Annotated in this window: 4 protein-coding genes; all 4 read left to right on the plus strand. The window is 71.8% G+C overall.

Features of this window, described 5'->3' with window-relative positions; translation table 11 throughout:
• Window positions 1-801: 801 nt before the first annotated feature.
• The 4 genes from ABZ234_RS01500 to ABZ234_RS01515 are packed head-to-tail and all read left to right on the plus strand — an operon-like array spanning window position 802 to window position 16,281.
• Window positions 802-14,040, plus strand: coding sequence for an amino acid adenylation domain-containing protein (locus ABZ234_RS01500; protein ID WP_355010550.1), 13,239 nt, complete (start codon window positions 802-804; stop codon window positions 14,038-14,040).
• Window positions 14,041-14,096: 56 nt separating this feature from the next.
• Window positions 14,097-14,312, plus strand: a complete 216-nt coding sequence (locus ABZ234_RS01505) for an MbtH family NRPS accessory protein (protein ID WP_355010551.1) — start codon at window positions 14,097-14,099, stop codon at window positions 14,310-14,312.
• A gap of 47 nt (window positions 14,313-14,359) precedes the next feature.
• On the plus strand, window positions 14,360-15,361 hold the full coding sequence (sbnA, locus tag ABZ234_RS01510) for a 2,3-diaminopropionate biosynthesis protein SbnA (RefSeq protein ID WP_355010552.1): 1,002 nt from the start codon (window positions 14,360-14,362) through the stop codon (window positions 15,359-15,361).
• Window positions 15,358-16,281, plus strand: a complete 924-nt coding sequence (locus tag ABZ234_RS01515) for a hypothetical protein (protein WP_355010553.1) — start codon at window positions 15,358-15,360, stop codon at window positions 16,279-16,281. The genes sbnA and ABZ234_RS01515 overlap by 4 nt, the downstream gene beginning before the upstream one ends.
• Window positions 16,282-16,297 lie beyond the last annotated feature (16 nt).

Consider the following 16,297-nt stretch of genomic DNA (forward strand, 5'->3'; position numbering starts at 1 on the left):
AACCCTGTATCAGTCCGGATTCCCGCTCCTCGGGACCGCGGTATCCGCATTCCGGTGCGCCGTCGTCATCGCGCAGCCCGTTCTGTATTCGGGGAAACGGTTCCCGAGGGTAATCGGAAGCGTGGTCGGACTACGTGGAGATCACTCACGAAACCCATCCCACTCCCCTCGCCGTGGCATTGTCGGCCCACTCGCAACCCGGGCGCAGCGAAACATCAGACCGTATGGAACGAGATACCAGAACGTCGTTGTGCGGCGCAATGGCACAACGGGTTCGAGGTTCTCGCGCACCACCGCGGACCGGTGATCCCTGGCGCATAGTAACGGTTTCCCTGGTGGAGCGGAAGCCTCTGTGAACAGCCGATTCATCGGCAGTCGGGGATTCCCGGCCGGTGTGCCGTGCGCTATCATCGCCGACGACGCAGGGCTTTTATCAGGTGGGGGTGCTTGTGCGTGCCGTGTTCGCGGGCCGATCCGACCGGCGGGAACCCGGTGGCATTACCGCGTCGGGAAGGTACAGGTCAACCCCGGGGAACCGATCCGTTTCACGCCTTCTCGCCGAGTCTTCCGGAGGGGGACCGGCCAGTGGTCGCGCCTTGCGTATTTTCGGGACGGCGGTCCGGAATCGGTGATTTTGCGAGTGTGTACTCGCGTGGTTGACCGGTGGTCGTTGAAACCGATATGTCGAAATCGTGACGGTTCGAAACAACAGGCACCCCCCTGACGTTCCGTGCCCCGCTGCGGGCGCGGCGCCGTGGGGAACGGCTGCGCCATCACGGTGCAGGACGGGAAGGACGGCCAGTGAACGACGTCAGCGGGGCCCGGCCCCTGACCTTCGGGCAGGAGCGCCTGTGGTGGCTCCAGCAGCTCGACCCGCACGACGTCAGCCACAACCTGGTCCTGCGCCTGGACTTCGCCCCGGGTGTCGCGGAGAGCGCCCTGCGTGCGGCCCTGGACCGCCTCGTCGAGCGGCACGAGGTCCTGAGGACGGCCTACTCCGCCGACGCGGAGGGGGTCCCCCGGCAGCACGCCCTCACGGCGTTCACCCTGGAACCGGACCACGCGCGCGCCGACTCGGGCGAGGCCGTCCGGGACGCGGTCCGCGCAGCAGCCGCGCGGCCCTTCGACCTCCAGGGCGCCCCGCCGCTCCGGGCGCTGGTCGTCCGCCGCGCCGGCGGACCGGACACCTTCGCCCTGGTCGTCCACCACCTGGTGGTGGACGGGCGGTCCCTGGACATCCTGGAGCGCGACCTGCGGGCCCTCTACGGCGCGGCCCTGTCCGGAGGCGACGCGGGACTCGCGCCGGCGCCCGCCCGGTTCTCGGACGTGGCCGCGGCGCAGCGCACGCCCGACGCCGTCGCCGAGCTGTCCGAGCACGTGGACCACTGGCGCCGGGAACTCCAGGGCTTCGAACGCCTGGAGCTGCCGACCGACATGCCCCGTTCCGACGACTCCGCCCCCGAGGCGGACCGGGTGCGCTTCCAGCTGTCGCCGCAGGCCACCGCCGCACTGCACCGGTTCGCCCTGCGCATGCGGGCGGCCCCCTCCAGCGTCCTGGCGGCCGCGTTCCAGTTCCTCCTGGCCAGGCAGTCGGGGCAGACCGACGTCACCATCGGCACGGTCTTCACCGGCCGCACCGGCCCCGACCTCCAGGACGTCGTCGGCTTCCTCGTCAACACCACCGCCCTGCGCGCGGACCTGTCCGGGGTGCGGACCAGCGCCGAACTGGTACGCCTCGTTCAGGGCGGGCTGGCGCGGGCCCAGGCGCACCAGCACGCCCCGTTCGAGCGGGTGGCCGCGGCGGCGACGACCGCGCGCGACTCCCACCGCAACCCCGTCTTCGACGTGGTCTACGTCCACCACGGCGGTCCCGCCGATCCGGGCGGACCCGAGGGGGACCGGGGCGTCGCACGGGTTCCGTGGAACGGTTCGGCGGCCCAGTTCGACCTGGAGTTCAGCACGGCAGTGGCCGACGGCTGCCTCCGGGGAGTCCTGACGTACCGCACCGACCTGTGGCGGCGCCCGACCGTCGAGGCGATGGCCGAGCGCCTGCGCAGGTCGATCGAGCTGGTCGTCTCCGGCCCCGACACCGCGATCTGGCAGTGCGACCTGCTGTCGGACGAGGAGCGCGATCAGTTGGTGGAGGGGTGGAACGGGCCTCGGGTGGAAGCCGTTCCCGCGTCCTTGGCCGGGCTGTTCGAGGAGCAGGTTGCCCGGACCCCGGAGGCTCCTGCGGTCGTCACGGACGAGGGTGTGATGACGTATGCGCGGTTGAACGCCCGGGTGAACCGGTTGGCCCATGAGCTGGTGGCCAGGGGTGTGCTGGGTGAGGACCGGGTGGCTGTCCTGGTGCCCCGGGGTGTGGAGATGGTGGTGTGCGCGCTGGCGGTGCTCAAGGCCGGTGCGGCGTACGTGCCGGTGGATCCGGAGTTCCCTCCCGAGCGCATCCGGTTCATCCTGGAGGACGCGCGTCCGCGTGTGGTGTTGGACGAGGGGTTCCTGGCCTCGACCGACCTGTCCGGGCGGTCGGAGGAGAATCCTCCTGCCGCCGGGTGTCCGGGGGCGGGTGCGGTGCAGGTGCTCTACACCTCGGGCTCGACGGGGCGGCCCAAGGGCGTGACCGTCACCGGCGGCTCACTCGTGAACCTGCTGATGTCGGTGAAGCGGGGTCTGCCGTTCACCGAGCGCGACCGCTTCCTGGCCAGTACCACGTTCGGTTTCGACATCGCCTCGGTGGAGCTGTACCTGCCGCTGGTGTGCGGCGGCGCGACGGTCCTGGTGACCCGCGATGCGGTGCTCACCCCCCACCGGCTGTCCGAGGCGGTCTCCACGCACGGCGTCACCCACATGCAGGCCACGCCCAGTCTGTGGAGGACCCTGCTGGAGGCGGGGATCGACCTGTCCGGTGTGCATGTGGTGACGGCGGGGGAGCCCGTCACCCGGGAACTGGCCGACGCGCTGGCCTCGGCCTCGCGGGGCGTGACCAACGGGTACGGGCCCACGGAGACCACGGTCTACTCCACGACCTGCCGCCTTTCAACGGACGACCCGGTGACCATCGGCACCGCGGTCGACAATACGCGGGTGTACGTCCTGGACGACGCGTTGGCGCCCGTGCCGGTGGGTGTGGAGGGCGAGTTGTACGTCGCGGGTGCGGGGGTGGCGCGCGGCTACCACGAGCGTCCGGGGCTGACGGCGGGGCGGTTCGTCGCCGATCCGTTCGGTGAGCCGGGTTCGCGGATGTACCGCACCGGTGATCTGGTGCGGTGGAACGCCGAGGGCGCCCTGGAGTACGTGGGTCGCTCCGACTTCCAGGTCAAGCTGCGTGGCTTCCGCATCGATCCGGGGGAGATCGAGGCGGTCCTGGCGGCGCATCCGGACATCGCGCGGGCGGTGGTTCTGCTGCGCGAGGACACCCCAGGGGAGAAGCGCCTGGTGGCCTACCACGTTCCCGTCGAGGGAGCGCAGGCCCCCGGGAGCGGGGAACTGCGCCGTCTCTCGGGTGTGGACCTGCCCGCCTATATGGTCCCGTCGGCGTTCACGGCCCTGGAGGCGTTCCCGCTGACGCCGAACGGCAAGGTGGACCGGGCGGCGCTGCCCGCCCCCGAGGCCGGGGACGCGGTCGGGCGGGGGCCGCGGACTGCGCGGGAGGAGATCTTGTGCGGGTTGTTCGCCGAGGTGCTGGGCCGGTCCGAGGTGGGGGTCGACGACGGGTTCTTCGATCTGGGCGGGCATTCGCTGTTGGCGACCCGGTTGATCAGTCGGGTGCGGTCGGTGCTCGGTGGCGAGGTGGGGGTGCGGGAGTTCTTCGACCGGCCGACGGTGGCCGGGGTCGCCGGCTTGTTGGAGCGCGAGGGCGGGCGTGCGCGTGGGGCGTTGGTGGCGGGGGAGCGGCCGGAGCGTGTGCCGTTGTCCTTTGCCCAGCGCCGGCTGTGGTTCCTCAACCAGATGGAGGAGCCGGGGACCTACAACGTCCCGGTGGCGCTGCGGCTGCGTGGCGCGGTGGACGTGGGAGCCCTGTATGCGGCGCTGGGTGACGTGGTCGGCCGTCACGAGAGTCTGCGGACGGTGTTCGTGCAGGACCGGGACCAGGTCTGGCAGCACGTACTGTCCGCTGAACAGACGGGTGTCCCCCTGGAGGCGGTCGACTCCGACCCGGCCGGACTCCCGGACGCGCTCGCGGAGTTCGTCGTGGGCGGTTTCGACCTCTCCACGCAGCTGCCGTTGCGTGCCCGGCTGTACCGGGTGTCGGACGAGGAGAGCGTGCTCTGTGTGGTGGTGCACCACATCGCGTGCGACGGATGGTCGATGGCGCCGCTGCTGGGCGACCTGGGCCGGGCCTACGACGCCCGATCGCGTGGTGGGATCCCTGTGTGGGCTCCGCTGCCGGTGCAGTACGCCGACTTCAGCCTGTGGCAGCGTCGTGAGCTGGGTGAGCAGTCCGACCCCGGCAGCGTCATGCATACCCAGCTGGAGTACTGGCGCCGTGCCCTGGAGGGCGCTCCGCAGGAGTTGGCTCTGCCGACCGACCGGTCCCGGCCGGCGGTGGCGTCCTGGCGTGGCGGCACCGTCGACCTCGACATCCCCGCCGAGGTGCACGAGAGCCTGGCGATGTTGGCCCGCGAGTGCGGGGGGACGCTGTTCATGGTGCTCCAGGCGGGCTGGGCGGCGCTGCTCAGCCGGTTGGGCGCCGGAACCGACATCCCCGTCGGAACCGTGGTGGCCGGAAGGCCGGACGAAGCCCTGGAGGACCTGGTCGGGTTCTTCGTCAACACCCTGGTGCTGCGTACCGACGTCTCCGGCGACCCCACGCTGCGAGAGCTCGTCACGCGCGTCCGCGAGGGCGGTCTGGACGCTTTCGCGCACCAGGACGTGCCGTTCGAGTGGCTGGTGGAGGTCCTCAACCCCGAGCGTTCGGCCTCTCGGCATCCGCTCTTCCAGACCCTGCTGGTGATGCAGAACAACCGGCGGACATCGCTCGCTCTGGAGGGGTTGGAGGTCGAGGAGTACCCGGTCGATTTCCGGGTGGCCAAGTTCGACCTCTCCCTGAGCGTGTACGAGGAGTTCGGGGAGGCCGGCGATCGGGCGGGTCTGGGCGGACACCTGGAGTTCGCCGAGGACCTGTTCGACCGTTCCACCGCCGAGCGGATCGTGCGCTGGTACGCGGCGGTGCTGGCCGAGATGGCCCGCGACGGCTCGGTCCGGGTCGGCCGGGTCGAGCTGCTCTCCCCCGGCGAGCGCGATCAGTTGGTGGAGGGGTGGAACGGGCCTCGTGTGGAAGCCGTTCCCGCGTCCTTGGCCGGGCTGTTCGAGGAGCAGGCCGCGCGGTCCCCGGAGGCTCCCGCGGTCGTCACCGACGAGGGGGTGACCACCTACGCCGAGCTCAACGCCCGGGTGAACCGGTTGGCCCACGAGCTGGTGGCCAGGGGTGTGCGGGGCGAGGACCGCGTCGCGGTCCTGCTGCCGCGCGGTGTGGACATGGTGGTCTGTGCTCTGGCGGTGCTCAAGGCCGGCGCTGCCTATGTGCCGGTGGACCCGGAGTTCCCCGCCGAGCGCATCCGGTACATCCTGGAGGACGCCCGGCCCCGCGTGGTCCTGGACGAGGAACTCGTGGGACGGATGGACCTCACCGCCCGCTCTGCCGCGAACCCCGAGTCCGTGGGATGCGCGGGGGCGGGTGCGGTGCAGGTGCTCTACACCTCGGGCTCGACGGGGCGGCCCAAGGGGGTCACCGTCACCGGCGGCGCGCTGGTGAACCTGCTGATGTCGGTGAAGCGGGACCTGCCCTTCACCGAGCACGACCGCTTCCTGGCCAGCACCACGTTCGGTTTCGACATCTCCTCCATCGAGATCTATCTGCCGCTGGTGTGCGGCGGTGCGACGGTCCTGGTGACGCGCGAGGACCTGTTGGACCCCCGGCGGCTCGCGCGCATGGTCGACCGGCACGGTGTCACCCACATGCAGGCCACCCCCAGCCTGTGGTCGACCCTGCTGGAGGCCGGCATCGACCTGTCCGGCGTGCACGTTGTCACGGGAGGAGAAGCGGCCACCCCGGAGCTGGTCCGTGCACTGGCCTCCGCGGCCCGGGGCGTGACCAACGGGTACGGGCCCACCGAGACCACGGTCTACTCGACCACCTGCCGCCTGTCCGAGGACGACCCGGTGACCATCGGCACCGCGGTCGACAACACGCGGGTGTATGTGCTGGACGACGCGTTGGCGCCCGTGCCGGTGGGTGTGGAGGGCGAGCTCTATATCGCGGGTGCCGGGGTCGTGCGCGGCTACCACGAGCGCCCCGGCCTGACCGCCGGGCGGTTCGTCGCCGATCCGTTCGGTGAGCCGGGTTCGCGGATGTACCGCACGGGTGACGTGGTGCGGTGGAATTCCGAGGGCGCGCTGGAGTACGTGGGGCGCTCCGACTTCCAGGTGAAGATCCGCGGCTTCCGGGTCGAGCTGGGGGAGATCGAAGCGGCTCTGCACCGTTGTCCGGGTGTGGAGCAGGCTGTCGTCGTCGTGCACGAGGACGCGGGCGGTGAGCGGCGCCTGGTCGGGTACACCGTCCCTGCGGCGGGCCGGGTCCTGGACGCGGACGACATCCGGAGCCGGACGGAGTCGATGCTCCCCGGCTACATGGTCCCGCTCGTGGTGCTGCTCGACGCGTTCGCGTTGACGCCGAACGGCAAGGTGGACCGCGCGGCGCTGCCGGTCCCCGAGGTCGTGGCGGTGGCGAGTCGGGCTCCGCGTTCGGCGCGGGAGGAGATCCTGTGCGGGTTGTTCGCCGAGGTGCTGGGCCGGTCCGACGTCGGGGTCGACGACGGGTTCTTCGACCTGGGTGGGCATTCGCTGTTGGCGACCCGGCTGATCAGTCGGGTGCGGTCGGTGCTCGGCGGTGAGGTGGGGGTGCGGGAGTTCTTCGACCGGCCGACGGTGGCCGGGGTCGCCCGGTTGTTGGGTGATGGGAAGAGCCGCTCGCGTGCGGCGCTGGTGGCGGGGGAGCGGCCGGAGCGTGTGCCGTTGTCCTTCGCCCAGCGCAGGCTGTGGTTCCTCAACCAGATGGAGGAGCCGGGGACCTACAACATTCCCGTGGCGCTGCGGCTGCGGGGCGCGGTGGACGTAGGGGCCCTGCGTGCGGCGCTGGGCGACGTGGTCGACCGTCACGAGAGTCTGCGGACGGCGTTCGTGCAGGACCGGGACCAGGTCTGGCAGCACGTTCTCCCACCAGGGCAGACGGAAGCCTTCTTCGACATCGTGGACCGTGCGCCCGGTTCCGGGGCCGCGGACGGCGCTTCGGAGGGGATCGCGTCGTCGTTGGCGGAGTTCGCCGTGGGCGGGTTCGACCTCTCCGCGCAGCTGCCGTTGCGTGCCCGGCTGTACCGGGTGTCGGAGGGCGAGAGTGTTCTCTGTGTGGTGGTGCACCACATCGCGTGCGACGGATGGTCATTGGCGCCGCTGCTGGGCGACCTGGGCCGGGCCTACGAAGCCCGCGTAGGCGGCCGGGTTCCCGGCTGGTCGCCGCTGCCGGTGCAGTACGCCGACTTCAGCCTGTGGCAGCGTCGTGAGCTGGGTGAGCAGTCCGACCCCGGCAGCGTCATGCACGCCCAGTCGGAGTACTGGCGTGGGGCTTTGCAGGGGGCGCCGCAGGAGTTGGCGCTGCCGACCGACCGGCCCCGCCCGGCGGTGGCGTCCTGGCGCGGCGACGCGGTCGGCCTCGACATCCCCGCGGAGGTGCACGAGGGCCTGGCCGGCCTGGCCCGGGAGTGCGGCGGGACGCTGTTCATGGTGCTCCAGGCGGGCTGGGCGGCGCTGCTCAGCCGGTTGGGCGCGGGCACCGACATCCCGGTGGGCACCGTGGTGGCCGGAAGGCCGGACGAAGCCCTGGAGGACCTGGTCGGGTTCTTCGTCAACACCCTGGTGCTGCGGACCGACGTCTCCGGCGACCCCACGCTGCGGGAGCTGGTGGCCCGGGTGCGCGAGGGCGGTCTGGACGCTTTCGCGCACCAGGACGTGCCGTTCGAGTGGCTGGTGGAGGCGCTCAACCCGGAGCGTTCGGCGTCCCGGCACCCGCTCTTCCAGACCCTGCTGGTGATGCAGAACAACCGGCGCTCCCCGCTGGAGCTCGCCGGGGTCGGGGTCGAGGAGTACCCGGTCGATTTCCGGGTGGCCAAGTTCGACCTCTCGCTGAACGTGTACGAGGAGTTCGGGGAGGACGGCGGCCGGGCGGGCCTGGGCGGACACCTGGAGTTCGCCGAGGACCTGTTCGACCGTTCGACCGCCGAGCGGCTGGCGCGCTGGTATACGGCGGTGCTGGCGGAGATGGCCCGCGACGGCTCGGTCCGGGTCGGCCGGGTCGAGCTGCTGTCGGCAGACGAGCGCCGTCAGCTGCTGCACACGTGGGGCCGGGGTGCACCGCACGCCGACGGGCAGAGCGCCACGGAGATCCTGCCCGAGCTGTTCGAGGCGCAGGTTGCCCGGACCCCCGAGGCTCCCGCGGTCGTCACCGACGAGGGGGTGACCACCTACGCCCAGCTCAACGCCCGGACGAACCGGCTGGCCCGTGAACTCCTCGCGAGGGGGGTGGGACCGGAGACACGGGTCGCCATCGCCCTGCCGCGATCCGTCGAGATGTTCACCGCCGCGCTCGCCGTGCTCAAGGCGGGCGGAGCCTACGTCCCCGTCGACACCGACTACCCCCGTGAGCGCGTCGCGTTCATGCTCGCCGACGCGGCCCCCGCACTGGTGCTCACCACGGTCGCGGCCGACCCCGCGTCTCCCGCCGCACCTTCCCTGTGCCTGGACGACCCGCGGACCGCCGAGGCCGTGCGGAGCCGTGCGGAGCGGGACATCACCCAGGACGAACGCCCGGCCCCCCTCCGGCCCGAACACGCCGCCTACGTCATCTACACGTCCGGGTCCACCGGAACCCCGAAGGGCGCGGTCAACCACCACGCCGGTGTGGCCAACATGGCCCGCGCCACCATCCGTGCCCTGGAACTGGGCCCCGGCGACGTCGTCGCGCAGGTGGCCTCGTTCAGCTTCGACGCCGCCTCCGCCGAATGGTGCCACGCCCTGTTGAGCGGCGCAGCGCTCGCGGTGGCCGCAGCCGACACCGTCCTGGCGGGCCAGGACCTGGTCGACTTCCTCGACGGTCACCGGGCCACCCACGCCCTCATCACCCCAGCGGTCCTGGGTTCCCTGCCCGAGACCGCGCCCGCCGTGCTCACCGGACTCCGCTCGCTGGCCTCGGGCGGGGAGGCGTGCTCGACCGAGTTGGTGGAGCGCTGGGCCGAGGGCCGGCGCATGGTCAACGCCTACGGTCCGACCGAGGCCGCGGTCTGCTCCACCTTGAGCGACCCGCTCAAGGGAAGCCCCGGCCGTGTGCCCATCGGACGGCCCCTGTCCGGCACGCGGGTGTATGTGCTGGACGACGCGTTGGCGCCCGTGCCGGTGGGTGTCGCGGGCGAGCTCTATATCGCGGGTGCGGGGGTGGCGCGCGGCTACCACGAGCGTCCGGGGCTGACGGCCGGGCGGTTCGTCGCCGATCCGTTCGGTGATCCGGGGGCGCGGATGTACCGCACGGGTGACGTGGTGCGGTGGAATTCCGAGGGCGCGCTGGAGTACGTGGGGCGCTCCGACTTCCAGGTGAAGATCCGCGGCTTCCGGGTCGAGCTGGGGGAGATCGAAGCGGCTCTGCACCGTTGTCCGGGTGTGGAACAGGCTGTCGTCGTCGTACGTGAGGACGCGGGCGGTGGGCGCCGTCTGGTCGGGTACGCCGTCCCGCCGGCGGGACACGGCTTGGACACGGACGGTATCCGGAGCCGACTGGCCGGGGACCTGCCCGCCTATATGGTCCCGTCGGCGTTCGTGGCCCTGGAGGCGTTCCCGCTGACGCCGAACGGCAAGGTGGACCGGGCGGCGCTGCCGGTCCCCGAGGTCGTGGCGGTGGCGAGTCGGGCTCCGCGGACCGCACGGGAGGAGATCCTGTGCGGGTTGTTCGCCGAGGTGCTGGACCGTCCCGACGTCGGGATCGACGACGGGTTCTTCGATCTTGGTGGGCACTCGCTGCTGGCGACCCGGTTGATCAGTCGGGTGCGGTCGGTGCTCGGCGGTGAGGTGGGGGTGCGGGAGTTCTTCGACCGGCCGACGGTGGCCGGGGTCGCTGCCTTGCTGGAGCGCGAGGGTGGTCGTGCGCGTGCGGAGTTGGTGGCGGGGGAGCGGCCGGAGCGGGTGCCGTTGTCGTTCGCCCAGCGCAGGCTGTGGTTCCTGAACCAGATGGAGGAGCCGGGGACCTACAACGTCCCGGTGGCTCTGCGGCTGCGGGGCAGGGTCGATGCCGTGGCCCTGCACGCGGCCCTGGGCGATGTGCTCGGCCGTCACGAGAGTCTGCGGACGGTCTTCGTGCAGGGCCAGGACCAGGTCTGGCAACACGTGCTCCCGGCAGAGCAGACCCCGGCGCCGCTGGAGATCGTCGACCGCGAGTCGGGGGAGGACGTCGCCGGACTGACGGGGTTCGTCGCGCGCGGTTTCGACCTGTCGGTGGAACCTCCCGTGCGTGCCCGGCTGTACCGGGTCTCGGACGGCGAGAGTGTTCTCTGCGTGGTGGTGCACCACATCGCGTGCGACGGATGGTCACTGGCACCGCTGCTGGATGATCTGAGCCGTGCCTATCGGTCTCGCGCACGCGGCCGGGTCCCCGACTGGTCGCCGCTGCCGGTGCAGTACGCCGACTTCAGCCTGTGGCAGCGCCGGGATCTGGGAGAGCAGTCCGATCCCGGCAGTGTCATGCACGCCCAGTCGGAGTACTGGCGCCGTGCCCTGGAGGGCGCTCCGCAGGAGTTGGCTCTGCCGACCGACCGGCCCCGCCCGGCGGTGGCGTCCTGGCGGGGCGGCACCGTCGATCTCGCCCTTCCCGCGGAGGTGCACGAGGGACTGGCCGGCCTGGCCCGGGAGTGCGGGGGGACGCTGTTCATGGTGCTTCAGGCGGGCTGGGCGGCGCTGCTCAGCAGGTTGGGCGCGGGTACCGACATCCCGGTGGGGACGGTGGTGGCGGGGCGTTCGGACGAGGCGTTGGAGGACCTGGTCGGGTTCTTCGTCAACACCCTGGTGCTGCGGACCGACGTCTCCGGCGATCCCACGCTGCGCGAACTCGTCACGCGCGTCCGTGAAAGGGGTCTGGACGCTTTCGCGCACCAGGACGTGCCGTTCGAGTGGCTGGTGGAGGCGCTCAACCCGGAGCGTTCGGCGTCCCGGCACCCGCTCTTCCAGACGCTGCTGGTGATGCAGAACAACCGGCGTTCCTCGTTGGCCCTGGAGGGGTTGGAGGTCGAGGAGTACCCGGTCGATTTCCGGGTGGCCAAGTTCGACCTCTCCCTGAGCGCACGCGAGGAGTTCGACGAACAGGGCGCGCGAGCGGGACTGGTCGGCCAGTTGGAGTTCGCCGAGGACCTGTTCGACCGTTCCACCGCCGAGCGGATCGTGCGCTGGTACGCGGCGGTGCTGGCCGAGATGGCCCGCGACGGCTCCCTCCGGGTCGGCCAGGTCGACCTGCTCTCTCCCGGTGAGCGCGATCAGCTGCTGCACACGTGGGGCCGGGGCGCACCGCACACCGACGACCGGACCTCCACGGAGAGCCTGGCCGGGCTGTTCGAGGCGCAGGTTGCGCGGTCCCCGGAGGCTCCCGCGGTCGTCACCGACGAGGGGGTGACCACCTACGCCGAGCTCAACGCCCGGGTGAACCGGTTGGCCCATGAGCTGGTGGCCAGGGGTGTGCGGGGTGAGGACCGTGTCGCGGTCCTGGTGCCCCGGGGTGTGGAGATGGTGGTCTGTGCTCTGGCGGTGCTCAAGGCCGACGCTGCCTATGTGCCGGTGGATCCGGAGTTCCCTCCCGAGCGCATCCGGTTCATCCTGGAGGACGCCCGGCCCCGTGTGGTGCTGGACGAGGGGTTCCTGGCCTCGACCGACCTGTCCGGGCGGTCGGAGGAGAATCCGCCTGCCACCGGATGTCCGGGGGCGGGTGCGGTGCAGGTGCTCTACACCTCGGGCTCGACGGGGCGGCCCAAGGGCGTGACCGTCACCGGCGGTGCGCTGGTGAACCTGCTGATGTCGGTGAAGCGACATCTGTCCTTCACCGAGCGCGACCGCTTCCTGGCCAGTACCACGTTCGGTTTCGACATCTCCTCCGTCGAGGTGTATCTGCCGCTGGTGTGCGGCGGTGCGACGGTCCTGGTGACGCGCGAGGACCTGTTGGACCCCCGGCGGCTCGGGCACATGATCGACCGGCACGGTGTCACCCACATGCAGGCGACCCCCAGCCTGTGGAGGACCCTGCTCGAATCGGGGGTCGACCTGTCCGGCGTGCATGCCGTGACGGCGGGGGAGCCCGTCACCCGGGAACTGGCCGACGCGCTGACCTCCGCCGCCCGGGGGGTGACCAACGGGTACGGGCCCACCGAGACCACGGTCTACTCCACGACCTGCCGCCTGCACGCCGACGCTCCCGTGACCATCGGCGCCCCGCTCGACAACACCCGCGCCTACGTCCTGGACGACGGCCTGAACCCCACCGCCCCCGGAGTGCCTGGCGAGCTCTATATCGCGGGCGCGGGTGTGGCGCGCGGGTACCACGAGCGTCCGGGGATGACGGCGGGGCGGTTCGTCGCCGACCCTTATGGTGAGCCGGGTTCGCGGATGTACCGCACGGGTGACGTGGTGCGGTGGAACGCTGAAGGCGCGCTGGAGTACGTGGGGCGCTCCGACTTCCAGGTCAAGATCCGCGGTTTCCGGGTCGAACCGGGGGAGGTGGAGGCGGTTCTGGCGGCGCATCCGGATGTCGCGCGGGCGGTGGTGGTGCTGCGCGAGGACACCCCCGGCGAGAAGCGCCTGGTGGCCTACCACGTTCCCGTCGAGGGCGCAGCGGTCCTCGGGAGCGGGGAACTGCGCCGTCTGGCGACCCGGGACCTGCCCGCCTACATGGTCCCGTCGGCGTTCACGGCCCTGGAGGCGTTCCCGCTGACGCCGAACGGCAAGGTGGACCGGGCCGCACTGCCCGCCCCCGAGGTCGTGGCGGTGGCGAGTCGGGCTCCGCGCACCGCGCGGGAGGAGATCCTGTGCGGCCTGTTCGCCGAGGTGCTGGACCGTCCCGACGTCGGGATCGACGACGGGTTCTTCGACCTGGGCGGGCACTCGCTGCTGGCGACCCGGCTGATCAGCCGGATACGGACGGTGCTCGGCGCGACCGTCGACCTGCCCGCGTTCTTCCGCTCCCCGACCGTCGCGGGCATCTCCGAGGCCCTCGCAGAGGAGGGCGGACGGCTCCGGCCGCACCGTCCCGGTTCCCAGGCGCCCCTGCTGGCCCTGCGCAGCGGCGGGGCCCGGCCCCCTCTGTACTGCGTACACCCGGTGACCGGCCTGAGCTGGTGCTACGCCGCTCTCGCCGAAGGCCTGGGCGACCGTCCCGTGTACGGGATCCAGGCCGGGGGGACCGACGGCGCGGGCGGCGCCCCGCAGACGGCCGCCGACCTGGTCACCGACTACCTGGCCCAGATCCGCTCCGTCCAGCCGCACGGCCCCTACCACCTGCTCGGCTGGTCCCTGGGCGGGAACATCGCCCACGCCCTGGCCTGCGCCCTCCAGGAACAGGGGGAGGAGGTGGCGGTCCTGGCGCTGCTGGACTCCTACCCGCACGAGGCCGAGGGCGTCGGCTGGCAGGACGGGATCGGGCCCGAGGAGGTCGCCCGCCTCATGGGGGCGACGGAGGCCGCGCCCGCGCTCGGGGAGGCGGACCTGGACGCCCTCGCCCGCACCGCGAACCGGCTCCTGCGCATCGTGGCCGAGCAGCCCACCGCCCGCTTCGAGGGCGACATGCTGTTCTTCGCGGCGACCCGAGGACGCGGCGAGGGGGCCCCGTCGGCGCGGGCGTGGGACCCGCACGTCAGCGGCCGTGTGGAGCGTCACGACATCGACGCCGAGCACGCCCGGATGACCGACCGCGAACCCCTCGGCGCCGTCAGGAAGATCCTGGACGGCGTGCTCGCGGACCTGTGAGCCGCCCCGGGCAGGACGACCACCTACACACGACCACACCCGTGGAGGAGAACGCGATGACCAACCCGTTCGACGCCGAGGACGGTACCTTCCTCGTGCTCAGGAACGCCGAGGAGCAGTACTCGCTGTGGCCCGGGCACATCGCGGTGCCCGTCGGCTGGGAGAGCGTGTTCGGTCCGGCCGGCCGGGAGGAGTGCACCCGGCACATCGACAGCGAGTGGACCGACATGCGGCCCGCGAGCCTGGTCCGGCAGGCGGAAGCCGGCGCCTGAGCGCCCGCCGCGCCGCCCCGGCCCCGTACCGAGAACAGGAGCACGGGATGCCCATCGTTTCCGCGCCGCACGAACTGCTGGAGTCCGACGTCTACGTCGACCTCACGTCCGTGACCGGCCGCGAGATCTACCTGAAGTGCGAGGGCTTCAACTTCGGAGGCTCCGTCAAGCTCCGCACGGCCGCGGCCATGGTGGCGGCCGCCGAGAAGGACGGCCTCCTGCGCCCGGACACGGTCCTGGTGGAGTCCTCCTCCGGCAACCTCGGTGTGGCTCTCAGCGTGGTCGCCGCCAGCAAGGGCCTGGTGTTCACGTGCGTGACCGACCGGCGCTGCAACCCCCACACGCTGCGGCTGATGAGGGCCCTGGGCACCGACGTCGTGGTGGTCGACGTCCCCGACCCCGTCGGCGGCCTCCTGGGCGCCAGGAAGGAGAGGGTCCGGCAGATGTGCCGCGGCGACGACCGGTACCTGTGGCTCAACCAGTACGAGAACCCGGCGAACTGGACGGCGCACTACGAGACGACCGCCGTCGAGATCGCCGGGCGCTTCCCCGACCTCGACGTCCTCTTCGTCGGCGCCGGGACCGGGGGCACCCTCGTGGGCTGCGCGCGGTACTTCCGCGAGCACGCGTCCCGTGTGCGGGTGGTGGCCGTCGACGCCCAGGGGTCGGCGAACTTCGGCGGCGAGCCCGGGCCGCGCCTCATCCCCGGACTCGGGTCGAGCACTCCGGCACCGGCCCTGGAGCTGGCCTCCGTCGACGACGTGGTCCACGTGCCCGAACGGGAGGCCATCAGGACCTGCCGGGCCCTGTCCGCGCGCGGGTTCCTGTTCGGCGGGTCCACGGGAACGGTGGTGGGCGGGGCCCTGGACTGGCTCGACCGCCACGACCCGGAGCACCGCCTCAGGTCGGTGGCCGTGGCCCCCGACCTGGGGGACCGGTACCTCGAGACCGTCTACAGCGACCAGTGGGTCGACAAGAACTTCGGAGACGAGACCCTCCGGCCCTCCGCCGGGGGTTCCACGACGCCGCACGGCAAGGAGGGGCAGTGAACACACAGGGCCCGGACGTGTACGCCGTCCCTCTCACGTCCAGACTCGGTACGCCCGTCCACGTCCGTGACCTGGACGACCCCAGGGTCCGCGAGAACCTCGGCGCGCTGGAGGAGCAGGGCATCCGGGAGGTGCGCGTGTCCTCGGACTCCACCCTGGAGATGGCGGTCGCGGTCACCCCGGGAGCCCCGGGGACCGAGCAGCCGGACGTGTCCTACGAGGCGGTGGTGGTCTGCAACGACACGGACGAGGGAACGACCCCCAGCGAGTGGGCCCAGGAGTTCCGCGCCGCGGCGAAGCTGCCCTCGACCCCGGTCCTCGTCGTCAGCGGCGACGCCTGCTCGAACTTCTCCTCGGGGACCGACGTGGCCAGGGGCCTGATCGCGTCGGGGCAGGCCGTGTCGGTCCTGCTGGTGACGGTCGACCGGATCGTCTCGGGAACCCGGCACCCTCCGATCAGCATGACGGTCTTCAGCGACGGGGCCGCCTCCTGCCTCATCACGCGGGAACCCGGTCCGGAGGCGTCCTTCCAGCTCCTGGGATCGGCGACCGAGCGCTGGCTGCCCCGGAAGGAGTGGTCGGGCCTGGCCGACGCGAGGGTGACCCTGACGGCCATGCGCACCGCCACGCGTCGGGTGGCAGGGCACGCGGAGGAGGGCTTCCGCTACCTGGTGACCCCGAACTTCGGCAGCGCGACCCGCACCATGCTGTCGATGGCCGCCGCGATGCCGCACACGGAGCCCTATCCCGGGCTCGTCTCGACGGTGGGGCACTGCTTCTCGTCCGACGTGCCGATCAACCTGGCCGACCTGGCGGGGTCCGGCCGGATCGACGACGGTGACGCGGTCCTGGCCTGCGCCTCGAGCAGGGGCTCCCTGGCGGCCATGGCCCTGCGCTTTCGCGCGCCGTCCGGCCGCTGACCCGTCCCGGCCCCGC

The organism is Nocardiopsis sp. NPDC006198 (genome assembly GCF_040613895.1).
Classification (GTDB): Bacteria; Actinomycetota; Actinomycetes; order Streptosporangiales; family Streptosporangiaceae; genus Nocardiopsis; species Nocardiopsis tropica.

Coding starts and splice junctions, on each gene's coding strand:
- ABZ234_RS01505 (WP_355010551.1), top strand. CDS start 14,097: ATGACCAACCCGTTCGACGCCGAGGACGGTACCTTCCTCGTGCTCAGG.
- sbnA (WP_355010552.1), top strand. CDS start 14,360: ATGCCCATCGTTTCCGCGCCGCACGAACTGCTGGAGTCCGACGTCTAC.